The 25,633-nt window shown below is 65.5% G+C and carries 25 protein-coding genes; 19 read left to right on the top strand and 6 right to left on the bottom strand.

What is annotated here, in order from left to right; all coding sequences use genetic code 11:
• The first annotated feature begins 17 nt into the window (after positions 1-17).
• The gene (gene ligA / locus DX905_RS08285; protein WP_116090934.1) at positions 18-2,096 is read left to right on the top strand and encodes an NAD-dependent DNA ligase LigA; all 2,079 of its coding nucleotides are present in this window, start codon (positions 18-20) and stop codon (positions 2,094-2,096) included.
• Between the two features lie 80 nt (positions 2,097-2,176).
• Complete coding sequence (locus DX905_RS08280; protein ID WP_116092418.1) at positions 2,177-2,869, top strand: SIMPL domain-containing protein; 693 nt, start codon at positions 2,177-2,179, stop codon at positions 2,867-2,869.
• Between the two features lie 62 nt (positions 2,870-2,931).
• Here DX905_RS08280 and DX905_RS08275 read toward each other — a convergent pair whose 3' ends face one another.
• Entirely contained in the window at positions 2,932-3,189 is a 258-nt protein-coding gene (locus DX905_RS08275; protein WP_116092417.1) for a GlsB/YeaQ/YmgE family stress response membrane protein, read from the bottom strand.
• 164 nt (positions 3,190-3,353) lie between these two features.
• Between DX905_RS08275 and mnmA the strand changes: the two genes are divergently transcribed.
• Positions 3,354-4,460: a tRNA 2-thiouridine(34) synthase MnmA gene (gene mnmA, locus DX905_RS08270; RefSeq protein ID WP_116090933.1), complete on the top strand. Its 1,107-nt coding sequence runs from the start codon at positions 3,354-3,356 to the stop codon at positions 4,458-4,460.
• Between the two features lie 89 nt (positions 4,461-4,549).
• Here mnmA and DX905_RS08265 read toward each other — a convergent pair whose 3' ends face one another.
• The 4 genes from DX905_RS08265 to DX905_RS08250 all read right to left on the bottom strand — a co-directional run bounded on the left by DX905_RS08265 (position 4,550) and on the right by DX905_RS08250 (position 7,832).
• Complete coding sequence (locus DX905_RS08265) at positions 4,550-5,332, bottom strand: PhzF family phenazine biosynthesis protein (RefSeq protein WP_116090932.1); 783 nt, start codon at positions 5,330-5,332, stop codon at positions 4,550-4,552.
• Entirely contained in the window at positions 5,329-5,907 is a 579-nt protein-coding gene (pdxH, locus tag DX905_RS08260; RefSeq protein WP_116090931.1) for a pyridoxamine 5'-phosphate oxidase, read from the bottom strand. The genes DX905_RS08265 and pdxH overlap by 4 nt, the downstream gene beginning before the upstream one ends.
• Positions 5,907-7,094 carry an acyl-CoA dehydrogenase gene (locus DX905_RS08255; RefSeq protein ID WP_205412217.1) on the bottom strand — a complete coding sequence of 396 codons (1,188 nt, stop codon included), beginning with the start codon at positions 7,092-7,094 and terminating at the stop codon, positions 5,907-5,909. Before DX905_RS08255 ends, pdxH begins: the two co-directional genes overlap by 1 nt.
• Before the next feature lie 171 nt (positions 7,095-7,265).
• Positions 7,266-7,832 (bottom strand): HNH endonuclease, encoded by a 567-nt coding sequence (locus tag DX905_RS08250; RefSeq protein WP_116090929.1) that lies wholly within the window; start codon positions 7,830-7,832, stop codon positions 7,266-7,268.
• A gap of 190 nt (positions 7,833-8,022) precedes the next feature.
• On the opposite strand from DX905_RS08250, the gene gluQRS reads away from it, so the two are divergent.
• From gluQRS to DX905_RS08175, 15 genes are all read left to right on the top strand, one after another.
• Complete coding sequence (gluQRS, locus tag DX905_RS08245) at positions 8,023-8,877, top strand: tRNA glutamyl-Q(34) synthetase GluQRS (RefSeq protein WP_420822138.1); 855 nt, start codon at positions 8,023-8,025, stop codon at positions 8,875-8,877.
• 9 nt (positions 8,878-8,886) lie between these two features.
• Positions 8,887-9,126 (top strand): HIG1 domain-containing protein, encoded by a 240-nt coding sequence (locus DX905_RS08240; protein ID WP_240320782.1) that lies wholly within the window; start codon positions 8,887-8,889, stop codon positions 9,124-9,126.
• A 1-nt stretch (position 9,127) separates the two neighbouring features.
• Positions 9,128-9,700, top strand: a complete 573-nt coding sequence (locus DX905_RS08235; RefSeq protein WP_116090927.1) for a cob(I)yrinic acid a,c-diamide adenosyltransferase — start codon at positions 9,128-9,130, stop codon at positions 9,698-9,700.
• 67 nt (positions 9,701-9,767) lie between these two features.
• The gene (gene egtB / locus DX905_RS08230) at positions 9,768-11,036 is read left to right on the top strand and encodes an ergothioneine biosynthesis protein EgtB (RefSeq protein WP_116092415.1); all 1,269 of its coding nucleotides are present in this window, start codon (positions 9,768-9,770) and stop codon (positions 11,034-11,036) included.
• Entirely contained in the window at positions 11,036-12,013 is a 978-nt protein-coding gene (gene egtD, locus DX905_RS08225; protein WP_116090926.1) for an L-histidine N(alpha)-methyltransferase, read from the top strand. The genes egtB and egtD overlap by 1 nt, the downstream gene beginning before the upstream one ends.
• 183 nt (positions 12,014-12,196) lie before the next feature.
• Positions 12,197-13,066 carry a 3-hydroxybutyryl-CoA dehydrogenase gene (locus DX905_RS08220; RefSeq protein ID WP_116090925.1) on the top strand — a complete coding sequence of 290 codons (870 nt, stop codon included), beginning with the start codon at positions 12,197-12,199 and terminating at the stop codon, positions 13,064-13,066.
• Positions 13,067-13,142: 76 nt separating this feature from the next.
• The gene (locus DX905_RS08215) at positions 13,143-13,829 is read left to right on the top strand and encodes a queuosine precursor transporter (RefSeq protein WP_116090924.1); all 687 of its coding nucleotides are present in this window, start codon (positions 13,143-13,145) and stop codon (positions 13,827-13,829) included.
• A gap of 10 nt (positions 13,830-13,839) precedes the next feature.
• Positions 13,840-14,709, top strand: coding sequence for an acetylglutamate kinase (argB, locus tag DX905_RS08210; protein ID WP_116090923.1), 870 nt, complete (start codon positions 13,840-13,842; stop codon positions 14,707-14,709).
• A gap of 39 nt (positions 14,710-14,748) precedes the next feature.
• The gene (locus tag DX905_RS08205) at positions 14,749-15,048 is read left to right on the top strand and encodes a YggT family protein (RefSeq protein WP_162875529.1); all 300 of its coding nucleotides are present in this window, start codon (positions 14,749-14,751) and stop codon (positions 15,046-15,048) included.
• Positions 15,045-15,935 (top strand): bifunctional methylenetetrahydrofolate dehydrogenase/methenyltetrahydrofolate cyclohydrolase FolD, encoded by an 891-nt coding sequence (gene folD / locus DX905_RS08200; protein WP_116090922.1) that lies wholly within the window; start codon positions 15,045-15,047, stop codon positions 15,933-15,935. Before DX905_RS08205 ends, folD begins: the two co-directional genes overlap by 4 nt.
• Complete coding sequence (locus DX905_RS08195) at positions 15,932-16,516, top strand: hypothetical protein (protein WP_116090921.1); 585 nt, start codon at positions 15,932-15,934, stop codon at positions 16,514-16,516. The genes folD and DX905_RS08195 overlap by 4 nt, the downstream gene beginning before the upstream one ends.
• Positions 16,513-17,148, top strand: a complete 636-nt coding sequence (locus tag DX905_RS08190) for a MarC family protein (RefSeq protein WP_116090920.1) — start codon at positions 16,513-16,515, stop codon at positions 17,146-17,148. The genes DX905_RS08195 and DX905_RS08190 overlap by 4 nt, the downstream gene beginning before the upstream one ends.
• Positions 17,149-17,252: 104 nt before the next feature.
• Positions 17,253-18,878 carry a DUF5597 domain-containing protein gene (locus tag DX905_RS08185; RefSeq protein ID WP_116090919.1) on the top strand — a complete coding sequence of 542 codons (1,626 nt, stop codon included), beginning with the start codon at positions 17,253-17,255 and terminating at the stop codon, positions 18,876-18,878.
• Between the two features lie 46 nt (positions 18,879-18,924).
• A complete protein-coding gene (locus DX905_RS08180) occupies positions 18,925-20,316 on the top strand; it encodes a glycoside hydrolase family 27 protein (RefSeq protein ID WP_205412216.1) in 1,392 nt (463 codons plus the stop codon).
• Positions 20,317-20,458: 142 nt separating this feature from the next.
• Positions 20,459-22,990: a TonB-dependent receptor gene (locus DX905_RS08175; protein WP_116090918.1), complete on the top strand. Its 2,532-nt coding sequence runs from the start codon at positions 20,459-20,461 to the stop codon at positions 22,988-22,990.
• Between the two features lie 16 nt (positions 22,991-23,006).
• On the opposite strand, the gene DX905_RS08170 is transcribed toward DX905_RS08175, so the two are convergent.
• The gene (locus DX905_RS08170; protein WP_162875528.1) at positions 23,007-23,660 is read right to left on the bottom strand and encodes a response regulator; all 654 of its coding nucleotides are present in this window, start codon (positions 23,658-23,660) and stop codon (positions 23,007-23,009) included.
• A 269-nt stretch (positions 23,661-23,929) separates the two neighbouring features.
• Between DX905_RS08170 and DX905_RS08165 the strand changes: the two genes are divergently transcribed.
• On the top strand, positions 23,930-25,633 hold the full coding sequence (locus DX905_RS08165; RefSeq protein WP_205412215.1) for a ShlB/FhaC/HecB family hemolysin secretion/activation protein: 1,704 nt from the start codon (positions 23,930-23,932) through the stop codon (positions 25,631-25,633).

Here is a 25,633-nt window from a genome sequence, read left to right as displayed (position 1 = left end):
CGTGGAAAGCGCGTCGCATGGCCGAGCCCGACACGCTGACCGAAGCTGAAGCCGCCGCCGAGCTGGAGCGGCTTGCGGGCGCGATCGCGCATCACAACCGCCTCTATCACGATCAGGATGCGCCCGAGATTTCGGATGCCGACTATGATGCGCTGATGCGGCGCAACGCCGCGTTGGAGGCGCGCTTTCCGGCACTGGCGCGGGACGACAGCCCGTCGCGAAAGGTCGGCGCAACGCCCAGCGGGCCGTTGGCCAAGGTGCGCCATGCGCGGCCGATGCTCAGCCTCGACAATGCCTTTTCGGATGAGGAGGTGGTCGAGTTCCTCCAGCGTGTCCGCCGCTTCCTGCGCTTGGACGCGGACGAATCTGTGGTGCTGACCGCCGAACCCAAGATTGACGGCCTGTCCTGCTCGCTTCGTTACGAGCAGCGCCATCTGGTGCAGGCGGCGACCCGTGGCGACGGCACGGTCGGCGAAGACGTCACGCCGAACATCGCGTTCGTGACCGGCGTGCCGCAGTCATTGCCGGACGATGCTCCCGACATCTTCGAGGTGCGCGGCGAAGTCTACATGGCGAAGGACGACTTTGCGGCGCTGAACCAGCGCATGATTGATGCCGCGCGTGAGGCGGGCGACGAGAGCAAGGCGCGCCAGTTCGCCAATCCGCGCAATGCCGCGGCGGGCTCGCTGCGGCAGAAAGACGCGACTGTGACCGCAAGCCGGCCGTTGCGCTTCATCTACCATGGCTGGGGCGAAGCCTCGGCCCTGCCAGGCGAGACGCAGACCGCCGTGATGGACGCGCTGGATGCGTGGGGCTTCGCCGGTACGCCGCTGCGCGTCCGCTGTGCCGATGTGACAGGCGCGCTCGAACGCTATCGGCTGATCGAGGCGCAGCGCGCGGACCTCGAATATGATATCGATGGAGTCGTCTATAAGGTCGATCGGCTCGATTGGCAGGAGCGGCTCGGCCAGGTCGGCCGCGCACCACGCTGGGCGCTTGCGCACAAATTCCCGGCGCAACAGGCGCAGACCACATTGCGCGCGATCGACATCCAGGTCGGCCGCACGGGCAAGCTTACCCCGGTCGCGCGGCTGGAGCCGGTCACCGTGGGTGGCGTCGTCGTCACCAACGCGACGCTCCATAATGCCGACGAGATCGAGCGGCTGGGCGTGCGGCCCGGTGACCGTGTGCTGCTGCAGCGCGCGGGCGACGTCATCCCCCAGATCGTCGACAATCTGACCCGTGACGAACCGCGCGAACCTTGGACCTTCCCGACGCTGTGCCCGGTCTGCGCGTCGACCGTGGAGCGCGAGGAAGGTGAGGTCGATTATCGCTGCACCGGCGGGCTGATCTGCCAGGCGCAACGGGTCGAGCGCCTGATCCATTTCTGCTCCCGTGGCGCGCTCGATATACGCGGGCTCGGCTTCCAGCAGATCGAGGATTTCTTCAACGACGGGCTGATCCACTCGCCCGCCGACATCTTCCGCTTGACCGAAGAGCAATTGCTGCCGCGCAAGAAGAAGGGCGACGTGTGGGCGGCCAATCTGCTGCAGGCGATCGCGGAGAAGCGTACGCCGGATCCGGTGCGGTTCCTGTTTGGGCTTGGCATCCGCCATGTCGGCGCGATCACGGCGCGCGATCTACTCAAGGCATTCGGTACGGTGGAACGCATCGCCGAAGTCGCGACTGCCGCGCAGGACGATCCGCAGGCGCGTGCCGAGATCGAAGCGGTGTCCGGCGTCGGCCCGGTCGTGGCCGAGGCGCTGATCGACTTCTTTGCCGAACCGCATAATCAGGAAGCGTGGGCCGATCTTTTAAGTGAGGTCCACCCGCTGCCCTTCGTCAGCGACGTTCGCCAGTCGGAGATCAGCGGCAAGACCGTGGTCTTCACCGGCGCGCTTGAGACGATGAGCCGCGACGAAGCCAAGGCGCAGGCCGAGCAATTGGGCGCGCGTGTGTCCGGATCAGTCTCGGCCAAGACCGATCTGGTGGTGGCCGGGCCTGGCGCGGGATCGAAGGAAAAGAAGGCCAAGGAGCTTGGCGTGCGCGTGATCGATGAAGCCGCGTGGGCGCAGATTGTCGCGGGCGCCGCCTGAACAAATTCCATATCGTCCGTTCAGCGCGGATGCAGCGCATTTCGCCGATCAGCGGGACTACCAATGGAGGAACATTCGCGATGAAAATTCTACTGCCTTTGGCGCTGCTGGCCGCCACGCCGGCGCTGGCGGATGTGACGACCACGCCGATCGCGGGAACCGAGCTGGACGTCTCCGCCACCGGCATTGCGACGCGCACGCCCGACCTGATGGTGATCAACGCCGGCGTGGTCACCCAAGCCAACAAAGCGGGCGAGGCGATGCGCGCCAACGCGGCCGCGATGACGACCACTGAGGCGGCACTGAAGCGCGCCGGGGTCGCCGATCGCGACATTCAGACGCAGTCGATCAACCTGCAGCCGCAATATCGCTATGGCGACAATGTGCCGCCGGTTCTTACCGGCTACCAGGCGAGTAACCGAGTCTCGGTGCGGCTGCGGGATCTCAATAATGCCGGCAGCGTGCTCGATGCGCTGGTCGCGGCGGGCGCCAACCAGATCGATGGGCCGACGCTCTCGGTCGACCGACCCGAATCGGCGTTGGACGAGGCGCGCGCCAAGGCATTGGCAATCGCTCGTACCCGCGCCGAACTCTATGCCAAAGCGGCAGGGCTGAGGGTGCGCCGGATCGTGCGTATCAGCGAAAGCGACGGTGCGCCGCCGGTCGTGCGGCCGATGATGATGTCGCGCGCCAAGGCGGCGGATGCCACGCCGGTCGAAGCTGGTGAGCAGGAATTGACCGTCACGCTCTCGGTGGTGTTCGAGCTCAACTAGGCCAGATACGACAAGGGCCGCCACGCCTGCGCGTGACGGCCCTTGCGTAACGAAAGATCGTCTTAGCGGACGGAGCCGCGACGGATCAGATTGACGATCGCGAGCAGCACCACGGCGCCCACCAGCGAAGTCAGGAACGTGTAGAGGTTGAGCGGCTGATTGTTGATGCTGCCGCCCGAGAAGATCAAGCCAGCGATGAACGCGCCGACGATGCCGACGACCACATTCAGCAGGATGCCCTGCTGCGCATCAGTGCGCATGATGATGCTTGCGAGCCAGCCGACGACGCCGCCGATCACCAGCCAAATAATAAGTCCAATCATATCGGTCCCTCCTGTTCGCCGCCGCCGAACAGATACGCATACGGCGATCTGGTGGTGGATACGCGCCGGAAACGAAATTTGTTCCGGGTCCGCTAAGATTGCTACGCCTCGCAATCGGGCAAATCTTTCCCATTTGGCGTGCAATCGGCTAAGGCGGCGGCATCGTGGATGATCTGTTTCAGCTTGGAAGCGCCCCGCGGCGCCGGATCGTCGTCGCCATGTCGGGCGGCGTCGACAGCTCGGTTGTCGCCGCGTTGGCGGCCGCGAGCGGGGCCGAGACGATCGGCGTCACGCTCCAGCTCTACGATCATGGCGCGGCGGCCGGCCGCGCCGGCAGCTGCTGCGCGGGCAAGGATATCGCGGATGCGCGTGCGGTCGCCGAACGGCTTGGCATCGCCCATTACGTGTTCGATTATGAGAGCGCCTTTCGGGAGGCGGTGATCGATCGCTTCGCCGACGATTATGTCGCCGGCCGCACGCCGATCCCGTGCGTGCGCTGCAACCAGAGCGTCAAATTCACCGATCTGTTCAGGCTCGCGCGCGAGCTCGGCGCCGATTGCCTGGCGACCGGCCATTATGTCCGCCGTATTGTCGGCACGCGGGGCACGGAACTCCACCGCGCGCACGATCCGGCACGCGACCAGAGCTATTTCCTGTTCGCGACGACGCGCGACCAGCTTGATTATCTGCGCTTCCCCTTGGGCGGCATGCCCAAGCAGCGCGTGCGCGAGATCGCCGCCGAATATGGTCTTGTCGTCGCGGCCAAGCCCGACAGCCAGGATATCTGTTTCGTGCCCGACGGCGATTATGGCGGACTGGTGCGCAAGCTGCGTCCGGAAGCCGCCGCCCCCGGCGAAATCGTCGACCTGGCCGGGCGCGTGATCGGGCAGCATCGCGGCGTCGCCGGTTTCACAGTTGGGCAGCGGCGCGGGATCGAGATCGGCGGAACGCCCGAGCCGCTATATGTGGTACGGATCGAGGCGGGCGAGCGCCGCCTCGTCGTCGGCCCGCGTCAGGCGCTGGCGGTGCGCGCCGCGCGCTTGAGCGAAATCAACTGGCTTGGCGGAACGCCGGGCGGCGATCTGTCGGTCAAGGTGCGCTCGCTCGCCAAGCCGGTGCCGGCGCGCTTCGACGGCGAGACCGTCTGGTTCGAGTCACCCGAATATGGCGTCGCGCCGGGCCAGGCGGCCGTGCTGTACGATGGCGACCGCGTGCTCGGCGGGGGCTGGATCGAGGAGACGGTCGCAGCGGAGCTGGAAGCGGCTTAATTCGCTGCCGTCACGCCACACTGGTTCCCGGGTCCACCGCGCAACGAGTCTCGGCGCACCGATGGATGCCGACAAGTCCGGCATGACGATTAGAGCGTGAACCGCCCCTCGATTACCGTCACGCACTTACCCCCGAGGACGACGCGATCATTCTCGACCGTACAGGTCATGCGACCGCCCCGCGCCGATGCCTGGAACGCGGTGAAATGGGCGCGGCCCAATTTCTCCGCCCAATAAGGCGCCACCACCGCATGCGCCGATCCGGTCACCGGATCCTCGTCGATGCCGGCGCCGGGCGCGAAGGCGCGGCTGACGATGTCCGCCGTCTCCCCACGCGCAGTCGCGATGTAGAGCACGTCGCCCAAGGGCCGCAGCGCAGCGAAGTCCGGCGTTAAAGCGCGCACCGTTGCCTCGTCGTGGTAGACCAGCACCGAATAGCGGCCGGGATGCCACAATGTCTCGACCGGCACCGGGCCGATCGCCTGGGCGATTTCGGGCATGGGCTTGGGCTCCGGCTTCCATGCCGGCAACGACATGGCGTAGCCGTCGCCGTCGCGGCGCACGGTCAGCACGCCGGCCTTGCGTGTGCGGAAGCGTATCTCCTCGCGGTCGCCGATCAGTGCATGCGCGGACGCCAGTGTCGCGTGGCCGCACAGCGCCACCTCGCTGTTCGGCGTGAACCAGCGAAGTTCGAAATCGGCGTCACCGCTTGCTGGAATGGTGAAGGCGGTTTCCGACAAATTATTCTCGGCGCCGATCGCCTGCAGCATTTCGTCGTCGAGCCACGCTTCGAGCGGCATCACGGCGGCCGGATTGCCCGTGAACGGGCGGTCGGCAAAGGCATCGACCTGGGTGAATGGCAGCGTGGTCACGGGTAGAGCAATCCTTCGTCCCAGCCGCCGTCGGTGCGGGTGAAGAGGCGGCGTTCGTGCAAGCGGTGCGGGCGATCCTGCCAGAATTCGATCGTGAGAGGCTCCACCCGGAAGCCCGACCAGTGCGGCGGACGCGGCACCGCCTGGCCGTCGAAGCGTGCCTCCATTTCGGCGAAGCGCGCCTCGAATATCTCGCGTGACGGCAAGGGCTGCGACTGATCGGAAGCCCATGCGCCGACTTGTGAATCCCGCCCGCGGGTCGCGAAATAGGCATCCGCCTCGTCCTGCGACACCTCTCCCACCGGCCCTTCGATCCGCACCTGACGGCGCAGCGACTTCCAGTGGAACAGCAGAGCCGCCTTGGGCCGATCGATCAGCTCGCGCGCCTTGCGGCTCTGGAGATTGGTGTAGAAGACGAAGCCACGCGCATCGTGACCCTTGAGGAGCACCATGCGCGACGATGGTTGACCATCGGCGCCAACGCTCGAGACCGTCATCGCGTTGGAATCGTTGATCTCCGATTCACGCGCCTCGGCATACCAGCCGTCGAACAAGGCGAAAGGATCGTCCGCCATCAGCCGAACGCCTGCAGCCCGGTCTGGGCGCGGCCGAGGATCAGCGCGTGGACGTCATGCGTGCCCTCATAGGTGTTCACCGTCTCCAGATTCTGGGCGTGGCGGATGACATGATATTCGCCGGTGATGCCATTGCCGCCGTGCATGTCGCGCGCCATCCGCGCGATATCGAGCGCCTTGCCGCAATTGTTGCGCTTGATCAGGCTGATCATCTCGGGCGCCATGCGGCCCTCGTCGAACAGCCGTCCGACGCGCAACGCCGCCTGCAGGCCCAGCGTGATCTCGGTCTGCATGTCGGCCAGCTTCTTCTGGACGAGCTGGGTTGCCGCCAGCGGCCGGCCGAACTGGCGCCGGTCGAGCGTGTATTGGCGCGCGCGATGCCAGCAATCCTCGGCCGCGCCCATCACGCCCCAGCCGATGCCGTAACGCGCGCGGTTGAGGCAACCGAAGGGGCCGCCTAAGCCTTGCGCGTTGGGCAGGAGATGGTCCTCCGAGACCTCGACGCCCTCCATGACGATCCCGCCGGTAACCGAGGCGCGCAGCGACAATTTGCCCTCGATCTTGGGCGCGCTCAGCCCCTTCATGCCCTTTTCCAGCACGAAGCCGCGGATCTTGCCGTCATGCGCGTCGGACTTGGCCCACACCACGAAGACGTCGGCGATCGGCGAATTGGTGATCCAGATCTTTTCGCCGGTCAGGCGATAGCCGCCGTCGATCTTTTCGGCGCGGGTGCGCATGCCGCCCGGATCGGAGCCCGCCTCAGGCTCGGTGAGGCCGAAGCAGCCGATCGCTTCGCCCGAGGCAAGCTTCGGCAGCCAGCGTTCGCGCTGGGTGTCGGAGCCGTAAGCATGGATCGGATACATGACGAGCGAGGACTGCACGCTCATCATCGAGCGATAGCCCGAATCCACGCGCTCGATCTCGCGCGCGACCAGCCCGTAGCTGACATAGGAAGCGCCGACGCCGCCATAGTGCTCGGGCAGGGTGACGCCCAGCAGGCCAAGCGCGCCCATCTCGTCGAAGATGGCGCGATCGGTATGCTCGTTGGCATAGGCCTCCTGCACGCGCGGCGCGAGCTTGTCCTGCGCATAGCCACGCGCGGTGTCGCGGATCATTTTATCTTCCTCGCCGAGCTGGTCTTCCAGCAACAGCGGATCGTCCCATTGAAATGCGCTACCGGCGGCCACGGCCAACTCCATCGAATATCTGCGAAGACCGGGCGTCGCCAACGCCCAAGCCGTTCGTCCCGAGTGCCATCGAGCTTGTCGAGATGGCGTATCGAGGGATCTGTCTCGATACGGGTTCTCGACAGGCTCGAACCCTACTCGACACGAACGGTCCGGGTCAGGACAGAACGCCTAAGCCTCCAATTCGATGTCCCAGTAAAGCCAGTCGCGCCAGGAGTCGTGCAGATAGTTGGGCGGGAAGCTGCGGCCATTTTCCTGCAGCTGCCACGAGGTCGGGCGATAGGGCAGCTCGTCGAGCTTCATGCCGGCCTGGCGTGGCGTCCGCCCGCCCTTGCGCAGATTGCACGGCGCGCAGGCGGTGGAGACATTCTCCCACGTCGTGCGCCCGCCCTGGGCGCGCGGGATGACATGGTCGAAGGTCAGGTCGCTCAACGTCCCGCAATATTGGCAGGAGAAGCGATCGCGCAGGAACAGATTGAACCGCGTGAACGCCGGATGCGCGGAAGGGCGCACATATTGCTTGAGCGCGATCACCGACGGCAGCTTGATCGTATGCGTCGGGCTTCTCACCTCGCGTTCGTAATGCGAGATGATGGCGACGCGATCGAGGAACACCGCCTTGATCGCGGTCTGCCACGGCCAGATCGAAAGCGGGTAATAAGACAGCGGCGTATAATCCGCGTTCAACACCAAAGTGGGGCAGCTGTCCGGATGTCGAATGAGATCAGGATGATACATGGAACGACCAAGCCCTCCGCGTCGGCGGAGCACATCGGCCAGGATCGTCACTCGGTCCCGTCGCACTCGGGAGGCGAGAGGCTGTTGCCGCTGCGTCTCCGTCGTCCTGCCGCCTGCCAGAGCAGCGTGACGGAAGCATGACACCATTGTCGCGACTCGCGGTCAAGCGCCGTTTTCGAAAGAGTCCATAGTGTTGCGCATTTCCCGCTTCGCTCCGAGCCCGACCGGGCGGCTGCACCTCGGTCACGCCTTTTCCGCGGTACGCGCCCATGATCTCGCCCGTGAAGCCGGCGGCCGCTTCCTGCTGCGGATCGAGGATATCGATGGCACACGCAGCCGCGAAGCGTTCGTCGGCGGTATTGAGGAGGATCTGCGCTGGCTCGGGCTGGCATGGGACGGCCCGGTCGTGTGCCAATCCCGCCGTATGACGCTCTACGGCGCAGCGTTTGAGCGGTTGAAGGCGCTGGGCCTGGTCTACCCCTGTTTCTGTACGCGCGCCGAAATTACCGCCAGCGCGAGTGCGCCGCATGGCGATGCGGGGCCGATTTACCCGGGAACATGCCGTGCGCTGACGGCGGCGGAGCGCGAGCGCCGCGCTGGTGAACCGCATTGCTGGCGGCTGGACATGACGGCAGCACATGCTCGAACCGGCGCGCTGCGCTGGCATGACGCGACCGTCGGCTGGGTCGACGCGGACCCGCTGCCGCAAGGCGATGTGGTGCTGGCGCGCAAGGAAACGCCGACGTCCTACCACCTCGCGGTGACGATCGACGACGCGGCGCAAGGCGTGACCGACGTGGTGCGCGGCGTCGATCTGTTCGCCGCGACCCATGTCCACCGGCTGCTCCAGGCCCTGCTCGGCCTGCCTACCCCGCGCTACCATCATCACCAATTGCTGCTTGGAGCGGACGGCCAGCGCCTCGCCAAGCGCAACGGCGCGCGGTCACTGGCGGACCTTCGTGCGCACGGAAGCGACCCGGATATATTGCTGGCTTCGCTGCGCGCGGGACAAGTCCCCATTGGCGCGGACGCGGGCGACGCCTAGATAGCGTGGATGACCATGCAAACCTTCCTCTTCATCCTCATCATCCTGTGCGCGATCGGCGCGCTCGTCTCGATCGTGCGGGGCGTGATCCTCATGCTCAAGGCCAATCATGAGGAAGTGAACAATCAGGGCGTCAGCAAGTCGGGCCTCGCCCAGAACAAGATGATGTGGCGCCGTATCCAGTTCCAGGCGATTGCGGTCGTGCTGGCTGCCCTGTTCCTGATGATCGCGCGCGGCCACGCGGGCTGACGTGGTCAAGCTCAACCGCATCTACACCCGCACGGGCGATGCCGGGGACACCGGCTTGGTTGACGGATCACGCGTCAGCAAAGCATCGCCTCGCATTGCCGCGATCGGCGATGTCGACGAAGCCAATAGCGCGATCGGCGTAGCGGCGGCGAGCCTGAGCGAAGGTCCCGAGCGCGAGATGCTGGAGCGCATCCAGAACGAAATGTTCGATCTCGGTGCCGATCTCGCCACTCCGGGCGAGGATTTCACGCCCTCGGAAATGACGTTGCGTATCACTGACGCGCAGGTCTCGCGGCTGGAACATGAAATCGACCGCATGAACGAAGGGCTGGCCGATCTGACCTCCTTCATCCTCCCCGGTGGCCTGCCCGCCGCCGCCCAGCTCCATCTTGCGCGCGCCATCACGCGCCGTGCCGAACGAACCGCGGTTGCGGCTGCTTGCGAGGTCGCGCTCAACCCGCAGGCGCTTGCCTATATCAATCGCCTGTCCGACCATCTGTTCGTGCTCGCGCGATTGCTCAATGCGCAGGCCGGCGGCGACATATTGTGGAAGCCCGGCGCAACGCGGGGTTGATTGGAGCGTTCTCGTAACGATCTAACCGGGGAAGGCGCTAGCTCGCGCCAGGCTGATGGGGCACCGCATGGCCGCTCGCGCTCACGACTTTGTCGACACTTCTGCTCTGAACGCGGCCTTTCGGCGCACTCGTACCTTGTCAGTGGCGATCGCGGCACCTTTGTCCGATGCCGATGCCTCGATCCAGCCGCATCCCGATGCGTCGCCCGCCAAATGGCACCTAGCCCATACCACCTGGTTCCTCGAAACGTTCGTGCTGCGCGACCATGTCGCCGGGCACCGGCCGTACGACCCGCGCTTCGCCTTCCTGTTCAACAGCTATTATGAAGCGGAAGGCGCCCGCCATGCGCGCGATCGCCGCGGCATGCTGGCCCGGCCGAGCCTGGCCGAGATACTCGCCTGGCGCGCCGCCGTCGACGCACAGGTCGAAGCGGCCCTGCCGACGCTTCCGCCGGAAGCGCTCGAGCTGATCACGCTCGGCATCAATCATGAGCAGCAGCATCAGGAATTGATGCTGACCGATCTCGTCGCCAGCTTTGCCGCCAACCCGCTCGATCCGGCGGTGTGGGATCATCCGCGCAACCAGCCGGTGCCGATGCCGGCACCGCTCGCCTGGAGCGAAGGCCGCACCGGGCTGGTCGAAATCGGCCATGACGGTTCGGGCTTCGCCTTCGATGCCGAAGGGCCGCGTCATCAGACCTTCCTATCGCCGCACGCGCTCGCCGATCGGCCGATCACCAATGCCGAATGGAGGGAGTTCATGGCCGATGGCGGCTATGAGCGGCCCGATTTCTGGCTGGCCGACGGCTGGGCATGGGTGAAGCGCGAGAAGATCGATGCGCCGCTCTACTGGCGGCGCAGCGACGACGGCTGGCGGGCGTTCGGGCTCGACGGCCTGCATCCGGTTCATCCCGCGGCGCCCGTGACGCATATCAGCTTTTACGAGGCCGACGCCTTTGCGCGCTGGGCCGGCGCGCGGCTGCCGACCGAGGCGGAATGGGAAAGTGCGGCGCAGGGTCTCGATCCTGCCGCCGGCACCCAGCTCGACGAGGCCGGCCCGGTACGGCCGCGCGCCGCGCGGTGGAGCAACGCGCCCGGCCAGATGTTCGGCGACGTGTGGGAATGGACCGCCAGCGCCTTCCTGCCTTATCCCGGCTTCAAGCCTGCCGCGGGCGCAGTCGGCGAATATAATGGCAAGTTCATGAGCGGGCAGGCAGTCCTCAAGGGCGCCAGCTGCGCCACCCCGCGCGGGCACAGCCGTGCCTCTTATCGCAACTTCTTCTATCCCTGGCAGCGGTGGCAGTTCACCGGCGTGCGGCTGGCGAAAGACCTATAATGCTTCAGTCCCAGACGGTACCGCCCGAAACGACCGAGGCGGATCCTGCTTTTCTCGCCGACGTCCTGGACGGGCTGTCGCAACGCAAGAAGGCGATTCCCGCGCGCTGGTTCTACGATCGCCGCGGTTCCGAACTGTTCGAGGAAATCACGGCGCTGCCGGAATATTATCCGACCCGCACCGAGCGCGCGTTGCTCGCGGCGCATAGCGGTGATGTCGGGCGGATCGCGGGCAAAGGCCGGGCGGTCGTGGAGTTTGGCTCCGGCTCCTCGGTGAAGACGCCGCTGCTTCTGTCGCAAGTGGCACCATCGGCTTACGTGCCGATCGATATATCCGGCGATTTCCTGCGTGAATCCGCTGCCGCCTTGTCGGGCCGCTTCCCGGATCTGACGGTGCTGCCGGTCGAAGCCAATTTCATGCATCCGGTCCGCCTGCCTGCCGAGATTGCCGGCCTGCCCAAGCTCGGCTTCTTTCCCGGCTCCACCATCGGCAACCTTGTGCCGCGTTCGGGCGTGAACCTGCTGCGCGACATGATCGAGACGATGGGCGTCGGATCGATGTTGCTGATCGGGATGGATCAGGTCAAGGACACCGACATTCTGATCGGCGCCTATGACGACCCGGCTGGCATCACCGCGGCCTTCAACCTCAATCTACTGGTGCGCATCAACCGCGAGCTCGATGGCGATATTCCGATCGATGCCTTCAAGCACCGCGCCATCTGGAACGACACCTGGTCGCGGATCGAGATGCATCTCGCCGCGACGCGCGACGTCGGCTTCATGATCGCCGGCCGCCATTTCGAAATGGGCGCCGACGAGACCATCCACACCGAGAACAGCCACAAATATACCCCGCGTAGCGGCCGCCAGCTGCTGGCGGCGGGGGGGTGGACACCGCTGCGCGAGTGGAGCGACGACAAGGGCATGTTTTCGCTGATCCTGGCCGAGGCCAGGCCCGAGCCCATCGCGCCCTGAGTTTTCTGTCAATTCCCAAACCCGCTCCTGCTGAGTAGAGGCTGAGCTTGTCGAGGCCTCGTATCGAAGCACGTTCTTCGAGACGGCATTTCGGCAAGCTCAATGCCTGTCCTGAGCGCCTGCCTTGACAGGCAGTCGAAGGGCCTCCTCAGGACGAGCGGATCAGCTATGGTTGGAGTCGCTATGAAAACGATCGGCGTAATCGGCGCGGGACAGATGGGGGCGGGTATCGCCCAGGTCGCGGCGCAGGCGGGCTACCGCGTGCTGCTGTCCGACGTCAGCATCGAACAGGCCGAAAAGGGCAAGGCGGGGATCGCCAAGCGGCTCGCGCGCGCGGTCGATAAGGAGCAGGTCGGCGCGGCCGAGGCGGATGCGGCGCGCGATCGGATCGAGCCCCAGCGTGAGCATGCGGCTTTCGCCGAAGCCCATATCGTCATCGAGGCGGCGACGGAGCGGGAATCGATCAAGCGCACGATCTTCGCCGAGGTCGGCAAGATGATGCAGCCCGATGCCATCCTCGCCAGCAACACTTCATCCATCCCGATCACGCGACTGGCGCAGGCGGCGCCCGATCCGGCGCGCTTCATGGGCGTGCATTTCTTCAATCCCGTGCCGGTCATGAAGCCGATCGAACTGATCCGCGGGCTCGCCACGTCGGACGCCACCGTCGCCACGGTCGAGGCATTCGCGCAAAGCCTCGGCAAGATTGTGGTCCACGCCAACGATGCGCCTGGCTTCATCGTCAACCGCGTATTGCTGCCGATGCTCAATGAGGCGATCTTCGCGCTGGGCGAGGGCGTCGCCACGGTCAGGGATATCGACGCCGCCGTCAGCCTCGGTCTCAATCATCCGATGGGACCGCTGACGCTGGCGGATTTCATCGGGCTCGATACCTGCCTCGAAATCGCGCGGGTGCTGCACGAGGGCACCGGCGATCCCAAATTCCGCCCCGCGCCGTTGCTGATCAAATATGTCGAAGCGGGCTGGCTCGGGCGCAAGACCGGGCGCGGCTTCTACGATTATTCGGGGCCGGAGCCCGTGCCGACGCGCTGAGCTTTGACAGGTGGCCGCTGACAACCCAGCATTACGGCAGGGTTTACACGTTCGGCGCACCCGTTACGCAGGCTTCATGGAAACAGCCACGCCCGCCATCCCCAAGTCCCTCTTTGTCTTCTCGATCTTCTATGGCGGCATGGTCTGCATTGCGGGCGTGCTCGGCAACAAGCTGGTCGGGCTCGGGCCATTGTCGGATCTGGGGCCGGCACTCGGCCTTGGACCGCTCGGCATCGAAGCGGGCATCTGCGCTTTCCTGCTGCTGGTGATCGTGTCGAGCGCGATTGCGGAACTGCACGGTGGCGCGGTGGCGACACGGCTGGTGCGCTGGGGGTTCGTGCCTCTGATCGCAACGATGGCGCTGATCGAGCTGGTGCTGGCGCTGCCGCCCGCGGCGGCGATGGAGCCGGCACGCCTCGCCGCCTTCGAGACGATCCTCGGCCAGAGCGCACGGCTGATGCTGGCCGGGCTGATCGCCTACGGAACCTCGCAGACACTCAACGTCACCATCTTCGCCGCGCTCAAGGGGCGCGAAGGGTCGCAATTGCTGTGGCTGCGCGCCGGGATCGCCAGCGTGCTGTCGCAGATCGTCGACACATTGCTGTTCATCACGATCAGCTTCTACGGCGTCTTCCCCATCGGCGGGCTGCTCATCGGCCAGATGATCGTCAAGGTCTTGCTGTCGGCCGTGCTGGTGCCGCCATTGGTCTATCTGTTCGTCGCGATTGGCCGGAAACTGGACGGAACCGCTACCCCCGCTTAAGGGCGCGCGCATGACCGAACACGCCGTCGATCCCGCATTGCTGTTCAAGGCCGAGACGCTGGCCGAGGCGCTGCCTTATATGCAGCGCTATGCGGGCAGCACGTTCGTCGTGAAATATGGCGGCCACGCCATGGGCGATGCCGAGGCGGCCGAGGATTTCGCCGAGGATATCGTGCTGCTCAAGGCGGTCGGCATCAATCCAATCGTGGTTCATGGCGGCGGGCCGCAGATCGGTGCCGCGCTGAAGGCGCAGGGGATCGAAAGCCGCTTCGTCGACGGGCTGCGCGTGACCGATGCCGCGACGATGAAGGTCGCCGAAATGGTTCTCTCGGGCGCGATCAACAAGGAAATCGTGTCGTGGATCGCGGCCGAGGGCGGCCGTGCGGTTGGTATTTCCGGCAAGGACGGCCGGCTCGTCACCGCCACCAAGGTGCAGAGCGAGCATGATCTGGGCTTTGTCGGCGAGCCGGACGACGTGGATACGCGCATCCTCGACACGATTTCCAAGGCGGGCATGATCCCGGTGGTGGCGCCGATCGCCGTCGGCGCCGACGGCCAGACCTATAATATCAATGCCGATACGATGGCGGGTGCGCTTGCCATCGCCACCGGCGCCGAGCGGCTGTTCCTGCTGACCGACGTTCCGGGCGTGCTCGACAAGAACAAGAATTTGCTGAGCGACCTGACGCCGGCGGACATCGCGATCCTTCAGGACGACGGCACCATCCATGGCGGCATGATCCCCAAGCTGCAGACGTGTATCGATGCGGTTGAAGGGGGCGTAGATGCCGCCGTCATTCTCGATGGGCGGGTGCCGCACGCGATGCTGATCGAAATCTTCACCCGCCAGGGTGCGGGCACGCTGGTTCGGCGCGGCTGAAGGGTGGCGCCGGGTGCCCCACTCGGCTAGGACAGTGGCATGCTGATAATCACGCTCATCCGTATCGTCGATCTGCTGCTCTCGGTCATGATGTGGATCATCATCGTCCAGGCGGTCCTGTCGTGGCTGGTCGCGTTCAACGTGGTCAACACGCACAATGATTTCGTGCGGCAATTGCTCTACGCGCTCAGTCGCATCACCGAACCGCTCTACCGGCCGATCCGGCGGATCATGCCGGATTTCGGGGCGCTCGATTTTTCGCCGCTGGTGGTGCTGCTGATCATCCAGGTGCTGCGCCAGATCGTGCTGCCGGCGATCGTGGTTTCAGCGGTCACGTGAGCGCGGCGATCATCGACGGCAAGGCCGCCGCCGAGCGCCTGCGCGGGCGCGTCGCCGCCCTCGTCCCCGACTTTGCAACCAAGGCCGGCCGCCAACCGGGTTTGACGGTCGTGCTAGTGGGGGAGGATCCCGCGAGCGCGGTTTATGTCCGCGCCAAGGGTAAGGCCACCGAAGCCGCGGGCATGAAGAGCGATACGATCCGCCTTCCCGCCGGGACGGGCCAAGATGAACTCCTCGATCTGGTCCGGGCGCTCAACGCCGATGCGAGCGTCGATGGTATCCTCGTCCAGCTGCCGCTGCCCGCGCAAATCAACGAGAATGCGGTGATCGCCACGATCGATCCCAACAAGGATGTCGACGGCTTCCACCCGGTCAATGCCGGGCGGCTCGCGACCGGGCTTTACGGCTTCGTGCCCTGCACGCCGCTCGGCTGCCTGATGCTCCTCAAGGAGCAGCTTGGCGATCTGGCGGGCAGGGAGGCGGTCGTGATCGGCCGGTCGAACATCGTCGGCAAGCCGATGGCGCAATTGCTGCTCGGCGAAAGCTGCACCGTCACTATCGCCCATTCCAAGACCCGCGATCTGCCGGCGGTGGTGCGCCGAGCCGACATCGTGGTGGCCGCGGTCGGCCGGCCGGAAATGGTCAAGGCCGACTGGATCAAGCCCGGCGCGGCCGTGATCGACGTCGGCATCAACCGCATCGACGCGGGCGAGGGCAAGACCCGATTGGTCGGCGACGTCGCCTTCGACGAGGTGGCGCAGGTCGCGGGCGCGATCACGCCGGTTCCGGGCGGCGTGGGGCCGATGACGATCGCGGTCCTGCTCCGCAACACGCTGGTCGCGGCGCATCGCAATGCCGGCGTGCCGCTGGACAAGGGCACGATATGATCGGCCCCCTGCTGCTCGCCGCGGCGGTCGTGCCGCCGGTCGAGACGGCAGAGCGCGCCTTCGCCTCGATGGCGCAAACCAGGGGTCAGTGGACCGCCTTCCGCGCCTTCGCCGCGCCCGACGCGCAGATGCTGCTCGACGGACCGCGGCCGGCCGCACCTTTCCTCAAGGATCGGAAGGATCCGCCGGTCGCGGTGATGTGGTGGCCCGCGCACACGATAACGTCGTGCGACGGCAGCATGGCTTACTCGACCGGACCGTGGCGACGCGACGGGGGCCGCACCACCGGGCGGTTCTTCACCATCTGGCGCCATGGGGCCGATGGCTGGCGCTGGGTTTATGACGGCGGCACACAGGATAATGCCGGTACAGCCGCGGGCGACGGCAGCGGCGCCGTGCGCGCGGCATACCGGCCTGGCCGCGCCCCCGCCGTCGACGCGGGATCAGTCGCCGGGGGCGGCGCCCGCGACGGCAGCCTGCAATGGGAATTGCGGCCCGCCACACCGGGCCAGTACCGACTGACCGTCACCTATCGCACGCACGCCGGCTGGAAGAGCGAAAGCGCGGTCGTCGGCGGATGATCTCCCTGTTCCTCTCCGCCTTCGTGACCTTCTTCGTGGTGATCGATCCGCCGGGTTGCGCACCGATCTTCGCCAGCCTGACGCGCGGCGGCAGCAAGGCCTATAGTCGCGCGATGGCGCTGCGTTCGGTGGGCCTGGCCGCAGTCGTCCTGATCCTGTTCGCGCTGGTGGGAGAACCGTTGCTGACGACGCTCGGCATCAGCCTTGACGCGTTCCGGGTTGCGGGCGGCATCATGGTGTTCCTAATCGCGCTGGAGATGGTGTTCGAGAAGCGCACCGAACGGCGCGAGGGGCGCGCGGAAGAAATCAACCGCCGTCAGGTGGAGGAAGCGCGCGAGGAGCCGGAAGACATATCCGTCTTTCCGATGGCCATTCCCATGATCGCCGGGCCCGGCTCGATCGCCACGGTGATGCTCGTCACCGCGCGCAATCACGGCCTGCAGCTTATCGTCGTGCTGTGCGCATTGGCGGCGGTTCTGGTCATCAGCGCCATCGCGCTGCTCGCGGCCGGGGCGATCATGCGCGTCCTCGGCGACAAGCTCGAAGCGATGATCACGCGCATCCTGGGCGTCCTGCTTGCCGCGCTGGCCGCGCAATATGTGATCGACGGCCTGAAGGCGAGCTTCAGCTAGGGCACCCATCCCAAGCCTCGTCCGCAGTTGATCGGGGTGCGTGAAGCGCTATGGTCTTGTCATACAATTAGGGGCGGAGCCAATTACGCCCGGGGAGGATCCATATGACACGTCGCTCTCGCCGTGCCCTCATGCTGGCGGCTACGCTTATCCTCTGTGAGGGCGGTGCCAGTGCGGCGGCTCCGACAGCCCCTCCTCATCTCGTCAAGCAAGGCGGGCGTTATGCGCTGGTGGTGGACGGCAAGCCGTTCCTCATGCTCGGCGCACAGGTCAACAATTCCTCCAATTATCCCGCGGCCTTACCCAAGGTGTGGCCGATCATCGATCGGCTCGGCGGCAACACCCTCGAAGTGCCTGTCGCGTGGGAGCAGATCGAGCCGACCGAGGGCAAGTTCGACTTTTCGTGGGTCGACATTCTGCTCGCGCAGGCGCGGCAGCACGATCAGCGACTGGTTCTGCTGTGGTTCGGCACCTGGAAAAATACCGGCAACAGCTATCAGCCCGAATGGGTGAAGCTGGATACCAAGCGCTTCCCGCGCTTCATTTCCGCCAAGGGCGAGACGCAATATACCGCCTCGCCGCATTTTCGGACGACGCTGGAGGCCGACAAGAAGGCGTTCGTCCGGCTGATGGAGCATCTCAAGACCGTCGATCCGCAGAATACGGTCATCATGGTGCAGGTCGAAAACGAGACCGGCATCTATGGCGGCGTGCGCGATCATTCGCCGGTGGCGCAAAAAGCGTTCGAAGGTGCGGCACCCGCGGCGCTTGTGCGCGCGCTGGGGGCAAAGCCGGGCACCTGGTCGCAGGCGTTCGGCAAGGATGCCGACGAATATTTCAACGCCTGGGCGATTTCGACCTACGTCAACGAGATCGCGGCCGCAGGCAAGGCGGTGAAGCCGCTGCCGATGTACGTCAACGCCGCGCTGAGCGACCCGTTCAAGAAGCAGAATCCGGATACATACGCATCCGGCGGGCCGACCCATGACGTGCTCGCGGTGTGGAAGGCGGGCGCTCCGGCGATCGATCTCGCCGCGCCCGACATCTACAATCCCGATTACGCCACCTACATGCGCTACCTCGACCTGTTTCAGCGTCCCGACAATGCGCTGTTCGTGCCGGAAACCGGCAATGCCAGGCCTTATGCGCGTTACTTCTTCCCGGTCGTCGGCCGCGGCGGAATCGGCTTCTCGCCATTCGGGATGGACGCGACCGGCTATATGAACTTCCCGCTCGGCGCCGAGAAGCTCGACGATGCGACGCTCGGCGCCTTCGCCGCCAATTACGCCTTGTTCAGGCCGCTGCAGACCATCTGGCCGGCGCTGGCGCTGGAAGGGAAGACCTGGGGCGTGGCGGAGCCCGGACCCGACGATCCCAAACATGCCGCGACGATGGAGCTCGGCCGCTGGCGCGCGACCGCGACCTTCGGGCGCGCGCAATTCGGCATGAAGCCGCCGACCGGCAACGAAACACCGTCAGGCGGCGCTGCGATCGCCGAGATCGGGCCTGACGAATATCTCGTGACCGGCTATCATGTCCGCGTCGAGTTCGCCTTGGCCAAGCCCGATCCGGGCGATCACGTGATGATGGCCCGCGTCGAAGAGGGCCATTACGATTCCGCCGGGCGCTGGGTGTTCGAACGCGTCTGGAACGGTGACCAGACCGATTACGGCCTGAACTTTACCTCCATCCCGCAATTGCTGCACGTGAAGCTCGCCGCCTACCGTTGACCTTGCTTGGCCAGTTCGTGGATCGCCGCAGCCGAAGAGGGGGACGATGATGCCGAAAGTCACGGGAAGGCTGTTCTCATGGTTGCTCGCGCTCGCGCTCCTACACCCCGCAGCCGCGTCGGCCGCCGGCGCTAAGGCCACAGGGGGCAGGGCGGCGGCGCTGGCGCCACGCCCGCCGATGGGCTGGAACAGCTGGGATGCCTATGGGCTGGCGATCACCGAGAGCGATTTCCGAGCCAATGTCGACGTCCTCGCCAAATCGCTGAAGCCCTTCGGATGGAACTACGCCGTCATCGACGAGGGCTGGTTCATGCAGAATCCGCAGGATCGGCCGACGCCTGAAAAGCTGGTCTACGTGCTCGACGCCAATGGCCGCTACATCCCCGATCCCGCACGGTTTCCGTCAGCCCTGGCCGATGGCCGCAATCAGGGTTTTGCCGCGATTGGCGCGGCGGTCCATGCGCGAGGCCTGAAGTTCGGCATCCACATCGTGCGCGGCATTCCGCGGGAATCGGTCGCCCGGAATTTTCCGGTCGCCGGCAGCCGCTTTCGCGCGCAGGACGTGGCCGATACTTCGGACGCCTGCCCGTGGGATCCGACCAATTGGGGCGTAAAGGATAGTCCGGCCGGACAGGCCTGGTACGAGTCGCTGATTGCGCAATATGCGCAATGGGGTGTCGACTATCTCAAGGTCGATTGCATCTCCGACCATCCCTATAAACCCGCCGAGATCAGGATGATCCACCGCGCCATCGCCAAGGTGGGACGGCCGATCGTGCTGAGCCTGTCGCCGGGGCCGACCTCGCCCGGCATCCTGTCCGAAATCCGGCCCCATGCGCAAATGTGGCGCATCTCCGACGATGTCTGGGATATGTGGTCGAACCGCGCCGCCTGGCCGCGCGCGCTGAAGGAGCATTTCGATCTCGTATCCGGCTGGGCGCCATTGGCCGGTCCGGATGGCTGGGCCGACGCCGACATGCTCCCCATCGGCTATCTCGGCCCGACGCCGGGCTATGGCGAGCCCCGGCACACGCGACTGACCGCGGCCGAGCAGCGCACGATGATCACTTTATGGGCAATCGCGCGTTCCCCGCTCATCCTCGGCGCCAATCTGACCCGGCTCGATCCGGCCACGCTGGCGCTGCTGACCAATCGGACCGTGCTGGACATGAATCAATATGGCCGCGATCCCCGCCAGGTCACGCGCGAGGGTCCCTTTGCCGTCTGGACCTCGACCGGGCGAAACGGCACGCGCTATCTCGCTTTGTTCAATCTGGGCGATGATCCGGCCGCAGTGCGCCACAGCTACGACTTCTACAATCTCGCGAAGAGCTACCGGACGCGCGACGTCTGGGCCTACACGGATCTCGGCCGCCGCGATGGCGTGGATTTCACGATAGCGCCCCACGCGACGCTGCTTCTGGAGCTTACGCCCTGAGCTTTGCGGAGCTTGTCGCATCAGCGGCTCAATGGACGGCCGGCGGCAGGTCGATTACAATCGATATATAGGTTCCGGTAAAGTATTCGTCATCGCACATCGCCTTAGAAGTTGTTGCAAAAAGCAGCATGCCGGGGGGCTTATGAGAGGATGGTTCATCTGGCTTGGCGTCGCCGCGTTTGCGGGCGCGCCCGGCGTCGCGGCGGACAAGCCTGCGATCGCCGCGCCCATCGCCGCCGACGAAGGAACGATCGTCGTCACCGCCCAACTGCGCAGGCAGAATGCGCTCGATGTGCCGTTCGCGCTCACGGCTTATAGCGGCGACTTCCTGGAGAAGCTCGGCATCACCGAATTCGACCGGCTGAGCGCCTACGTTCCCGGGCTGCTTGTGCAGAACCAGTCGCCCAACAATCCGGCCTTCGTGATCCGCGGGATCACATCGGACAGCAACGCCGCGTTCAACGAACCGCGCATTTCGGTGTTCGAGGACGGCGTTTCGATTTCCAAGTCGCCCGGCGCTTATGTGGAATTGTTCGACCTGGATCGGGTGGAGATCGCCAAGGGGCCGCAATCGACACTTTATGGACGCGGGGCGCTGATCGGCGCGATCAACGTCATCGAGGCCAAAGCCGATCCGTCCGCGCCAGCGATGACGGAATATCTCAGCTACGGTAATTTCAATGCCATACGCGTGGACGGGATGGCGAACCTGCCGCTTGGCGACGGCATGGCGCTGCGCCTTGCCGGGCGATATAAAATACGCGACGGCACGATCGCTAATCTGCTCGGCGGTGACGATTACAATTCGCAGAATAGCGGCGCGCTACGCGCCTCCTTCCATGCCGACGTCAACGCCGATCTCGGCTTCGACCTTATCGGCAATTACCAGAATGACGCGCCTTCGGGCACGTCGTTCAAGTCGATTGCCTACCTGCCGACCGATCCCCGCACCGGCGCGCCGATCGGGACACGCAGTCGTACTTCGGGGGCGGCCCTGGCGGCGGCGGCCGGCTTCGAGGGCGGCCGCCCGCTCGGCCTGCGCCGCAACCTGGTGGGCGTGAAGGCGCTCGCGAGCTGGAATATCGACACCAACCTGACGCTCAGCTCGATCACCGGCTGGCGGAAATTCCATACCAACGAGCTGTTCGACGCGGACGGCATCTCATTGGCGAGCCTTACGGCCGGCGAGGAGGCACGCGGGACGCAGGCCAGCCAGGAACTGCGCCTCACCTACGAGTCCAAAGTCATCACGCTGTTCATCGGCGGAAGTTATTTCCACGAGAAGGGGTCGGTTCGGACCCCAGTCGCGTTCAATGAAGCCCAGTTGCTTGCCCGGGCCGCCGGGGCGCTCAATGGCGGCGGCGCCGTTCCCGGCCTAGCGGCAGACAATCCCGCCCCCGCAGCGTTGTTCGCCAGCCCTGCCTTCACCGGCCGGCTGGTACAGGGCTTCGCCGCCGCGCGGGGGGTGAATCTGACCGGCCCGCTGGCGCAAGCGATCGCAGCCAATCTCCGGCCCGATCATCTGGAAACGTCCACTAATTATGCGCGCTCCAACTCCGTCGATCTCTTTGGTGACGCTACCTTGCATCTCGGCGATCGATTCGATCTGGGAGCGGGCCTACGCTACAGCCATGACGACAAGCGCTCCGGCATCAGCGCAGCGGTCGCGAACCGCTCGGTGCTCGCCGGGCTGATCGCCGCGGTCAGCCAGCCCCAGGCCTCGCAACGGGCGCTGCTGCAGGCGCTGGCAACGCCCGGTGCCGGCGCAATCCCCACCTCCCCGACTTTTCCCGTGCCGATGTTCGGCCTCGGCTTTCAGCCCACGGCCAATAATGGCGACGCCCTTTATCAGTCGGCGAGCAACGGCGGTTTCGCCTTCCGTGCGACCGCCCGCTACAAGCCCGCCGATAACGGCACCCTCTACCTCACCTATGCGCGCGGCCGCCGCCCCAGGATCCTGTCGGTCGCGACGCCGACAGCGCCCGGAGCCGCGCCCATATTCGAGCATTTGCCGGCGGAGATCGTCGACAGCTACGAGGTTGGCGCCAAGACCTCATTGCTCGACCACAGGCTCTCGGTCGACGGCGCGGCCTTTTATTATCGCTACAGCAATTTCGGCACGGTGGTGCAGCAGGGAACGCAATTTCTCAACGTCAATGCCGGCCGCGCGGACAGCTTTGGTTTCGAGGGTCAAATCGGCTGGCAGGCGGCCGACTGGATACGCTTCTTCGCAAACTACTCTTACAATCACAGCCGCTTCAAATCCGGCGCCTTTCGCGGCAACCACTTTCGCCTGTCGCCCGACAATGCCGGTGCGCTGGGCGCGACATTAGGGCGTCGCACACCCGATGGAGCCGGTTTCGACCTGACGCCGAGCGTCGCGCTCCAGTCGAAGGAGTTTTTCGACGACAATAATGACCGGCCTGATCTCCAACAGGCCCAGATCGTGCCCGACAATGTGCAGGACGAGGTGCAGAAGGGCTTCGCGCTGGTGAACCTGCGGGCGGGCTACAGCTTCCCCGGCCGCCATTTGCGGGTCGAGCTTTGGGCCGATAACCTGCTCGACAAGCGCTATATCAAGGATGCCGGCAATACGGGTGACACGCTGGGGCTGCCGACCTTCATCGCCGGTTCTCCGCGCTTCTATGGGGTCGGCCTCAGCTACAAGTTCTGAAGGCAAGCGAACGGCGTCAGCTCTCGACCACCGAACTGCGCGCCAATTCCTCGAGCGTCCGGGCGCTGGTCAGCGCCAGCTTCTCCTTGATCCGCTCGCGATAGGTGCCGATCGTCTTTACCGACAGCTGGAGTGCGCGGCCGATCTCGCCGGTCGAAAGCCCCTCGCCGATCATGCGCAGCACCTGCAATTCCCGATTGGAAAGCAGATCGAAGCCCGCCGATTCCTGATCCTCGTCGACGCCGAGGAAATCCTCGATCAAGCGCCGCTGAACACCCTCGCTGAGGAAGGTCTCGCCCGAAGCCAACACACTGATGGCATGTTCCACCACCACTAACCCTTCCGATTTGGCGACATAGCCCTTGGCTCCCGCCTGGAGCGCGCGCCGTGCGAAACGCCATTCGTTCTGACTGGAATAAATCAGGATGCGCGCCGCAGGAGCGGCCGCCATCAGGTCCTTGACCAGATCGATGCCGTCGCGACCGCCAAGAACCAGATCAAGGACGATATAATTTGGCTGCAGTTGTTGCGCGAGATGGCGCGCGGTTTCGGCATCGCTGGCTTCGCCGCAGATGGTGAAGCGCGCATGATGATCAAACAGAAAGCGCAAACCATAGAGCACGATCGGATGATCATCGACGATCAGGACATGATCTATGTGCTCGGTCAAAGCTTTTCCCTCACCTGACACGACCGCGTTTGTATCACCTTTTGGGCGGGCGTCTGTGCCTTTGCGATGAAAATCCGCATTTGTAGGTTATCGCCCTACAGCCAATGATCCGCGCTCCCCTTATAGCTATTTCATTGGGACGATTGGCAATTTTCCCGGTGCGCTAAATTACTGCGCAACGCCTCGACATCTCGGCTGGTGGGCGGCGAGGGTTGAGTGAGGCCATGGGGGTTGTTGTGGTCATCGAACGGCTTGCGGACGCTCGTGTCTTGATCGCTATCATCGCGATTGCGCCCGCGCCCGCGCTTCGCGCCCAGACGGCATCGCAAATCACGCCACCCACTTTCGCGCCGCCGCCGGCGGTGCGGGGTGCGCCGATCGTCATTCCCGAGGGGTCGGGCGCAGCCGCGCCGGCGGGCGCGGAGGCGCTGGAGGTGAAGCTCGCCGCTGTGGCGATCGAGGGTGCGCCGGTAGCGGGCAAGGCGGTCGACGCGGCGCAGGCCGCGCTGCGCGCGCAGCTGGTCGGGCGCAGCGTCAAGGTATCGGAGATCTTTGCCGCCGCGCGTGCGCTGGAGAGCGCCTACGCGCGTGCCGGACGGGTATTGGTGCGGGTGACCGTGCCGCCGCAAAGCCTGGCCGACGGCGCGACGCTGCGGCTGGTGGTGATCGACGGCTTCGTCGAGCGCGTCGACACCGCCGCGGTGCCTGCGCGCGTACGCACGCGCATCGCTGCCCTGCTGGCACCGTTGGTCTCCAGGCCCGGCCTCACCTTGTCCGAGATCGAGCGTCAGCTGCTGCTCGCGTCGGACGTGCCGGGGGTGAGCCTGCGCTCGACGCTGGCGGCGGGCAGCACGTCCGGCGGCAGCGTGCTGGTGATCGAGGCGCAGCACCGCCCGGTCACTGCCTTCCTGACGATGGACAATACGCTGCCGCGCACGCTCGGCCATTACGGCTATGGCGTGGGCCTCAACTTCAATTCGGTGCTCGGGCTGGGTGAGACGATCTACCTGCGCGCGAGCAGCCTGCCCAATACGGGCCATGACGGCATGCTCGATCCGACCCCCCGCAACCGCGCGTTGGCGGCGGGCGCGATCCTGCCCTTGCCCTATGACTTGACCTTCAACCTCGAAGGCACCGACGCGCGCACGACGCCGCGCCGCCAGCTCGGTGCGCCGGCCTTCGCCAGCCGCTTCCAGCGCCTGTCGGGCCGGCTGCGCTATCCCGCGGTGCGAACGCGCGCGCTGACGATGGCGCTCGAAGCCGATCTCGATGTCGAGAATGAGCGTGTGCGCATTGTCGATCCGCTGGTGCTGCCACTGTCGCTTGATCGGCTGAGGGTGGCGCGGCTCGGCAGCGACATCAGCCTGGCATTGCCCGGCGCGGGCCTGCTGCGGACGCGGGCGACCTTGTCGTTCGGTCTCGATGCGCTCGGTGCCCGCTCGGCAAGCGATGCCACGCCGGACCTGCCGTTGTCGCGCCAGGGGGCCGATGCCAGCTTCCGCAAGCTCGAAGTTTCGGCGGAGCTCGACCAGCCGCTGGCGCCGCATCTGCGCATCGACCTGCGCGCGCGTGCGCAGAGCGCGTTCGGCGATGCGCTCGCCAATTCCGAGCAGCTCGGCATTGCGGCGCTCGACGCAATCTCGCCCTTATCGTCGGGGCTGCTGCAGGGCGATGCGGGCTATGTCGCGCGTGGCGAAGTGCAGACGCCATTCGGCACGCAGCTGAACGGCGGCTCGCTGCTGATCAGCCCCTATGCATTCGGCGCCCACGGCCGGGTGCGGTTCGAGCAGCCGACTTTCCTCGAGCGGCGGCAGACCGATGCTACTGCCTATGGCGTCGGCGCGCGCTTCGCCGCTTCGCCGGGATCCATCCTCTCCAATCTTGGCGCGACCCTCGAATGGGGTCGCGCCGAAGTCGATGGCCTGCCCGGCCACACCCATCGTCTGTCGTTCACCTTCGTCGTGCAGTTTTGA

Source organism: Sphingomonas crusticola (assembly GCF_003391115.1).
In the GTDB taxonomy this organism is placed as follows: Bacteria; Pseudomonadota; Alphaproteobacteria; order Sphingomonadales; family Sphingomonadaceae; genus Sphingomonas_I; species Sphingomonas_I crusticola.
Note: the sequence above shows the minus strand (reverse complement) of the source record. Positions and strands in the feature narration are given on the sequence as shown.

Excerpts from the sequence above, each read along its gene's own strand:
- ligA (WP_116090934.1), top strand. The coding sequence starts at position 18 with ATGGCCGAGCCCGACACGCTGACCGAAGCTGAAGCCGCCGCCGAGCTG.
- DX905_RS08280 (WP_116092418.1), top strand. The coding sequence starts at position 2,177 with ATGAAAATTCTACTGCCTTTGGCGCTGCTGGCCGCCACGCCGGCGCTG.
- pdxH (WP_116090931.1), bottom strand. The coding sequence starts at position 5,907 with ATGGCGGACGATCCTTTCGCCTTGTTCGACGGCTGGTATGCCGAGGCG.
- DX905_RS08250 (WP_116090929.1), bottom strand. The coding sequence starts at position 7,832 with ATGTATCATCCTGATCTCATTCGACATCCGGACAGCTGCCCCACTTTG.
- DX905_RS08240 (WP_240320782.1), top strand. The coding sequence starts at position 8,887 with ATGACCATGCAAACCTTCCTCTTCATCCTCATCATCCTGTGCGCGATC.
- egtB (WP_116092415.1), top strand. The coding sequence starts at position 9,768 with ATGGCCGCTCGCGCTCACGACTTTGTCGACACTTCTGCTCTGAACGCG.
- egtD (WP_116090926.1), top strand. The coding sequence starts at position 11,036 with ATGCTTCAGTCCCAGACGGTACCGCCCGAAACGACCGAGGCGGATCCT.
- DX905_RS08220 (WP_116090925.1), top strand. The coding sequence starts at position 12,197 with ATGAAAACGATCGGCGTAATCGGCGCGGGACAGATGGGGGCGGGTATC.
- DX905_RS08215 (WP_116090924.1), top strand. The coding sequence starts at position 13,143 with ATGGAAACAGCCACGCCCGCCATCCCCAAGTCCCTCTTTGTCTTCTCG.
- argB (WP_116090923.1), top strand. The coding sequence starts at position 13,840 with ATGACCGAACACGCCGTCGATCCCGCATTGCTGTTCAAGGCCGAGACG.
- DX905_RS08205 (WP_162875529.1), top strand. The coding sequence starts at position 14,749 with ATGCTGATAATCACGCTCATCCGTATCGTCGATCTGCTGCTCTCGGTC.
- DX905_RS08195 (WP_116090921.1), top strand. The coding sequence starts at position 15,932 with ATGATCGGCCCCCTGCTGCTCGCCGCGGCGGTCGTGCCGCCGGTCGAG.
- DX905_RS08190 (WP_116090920.1), top strand. The coding sequence starts at position 16,513 with ATGATCTCCCTGTTCCTCTCCGCCTTCGTGACCTTCTTCGTGGTGATC.
- DX905_RS08185 (WP_116090919.1), top strand. The coding sequence starts at position 17,253 with ATGACACGTCGCTCTCGCCGTGCCCTCATGCTGGCGGCTACGCTTATC.
- DX905_RS08180 (WP_205412216.1), top strand. The coding sequence starts at position 18,925 with ATGATGCCGAAAGTCACGGGAAGGCTGTTCTCATGGTTGCTCGCGCTC.
- DX905_RS08175 (WP_116090918.1), top strand. The coding sequence starts at position 20,459 with ATGAGAGGATGGTTCATCTGGCTTGGCGTCGCCGCGTTTGCGGGCGCG.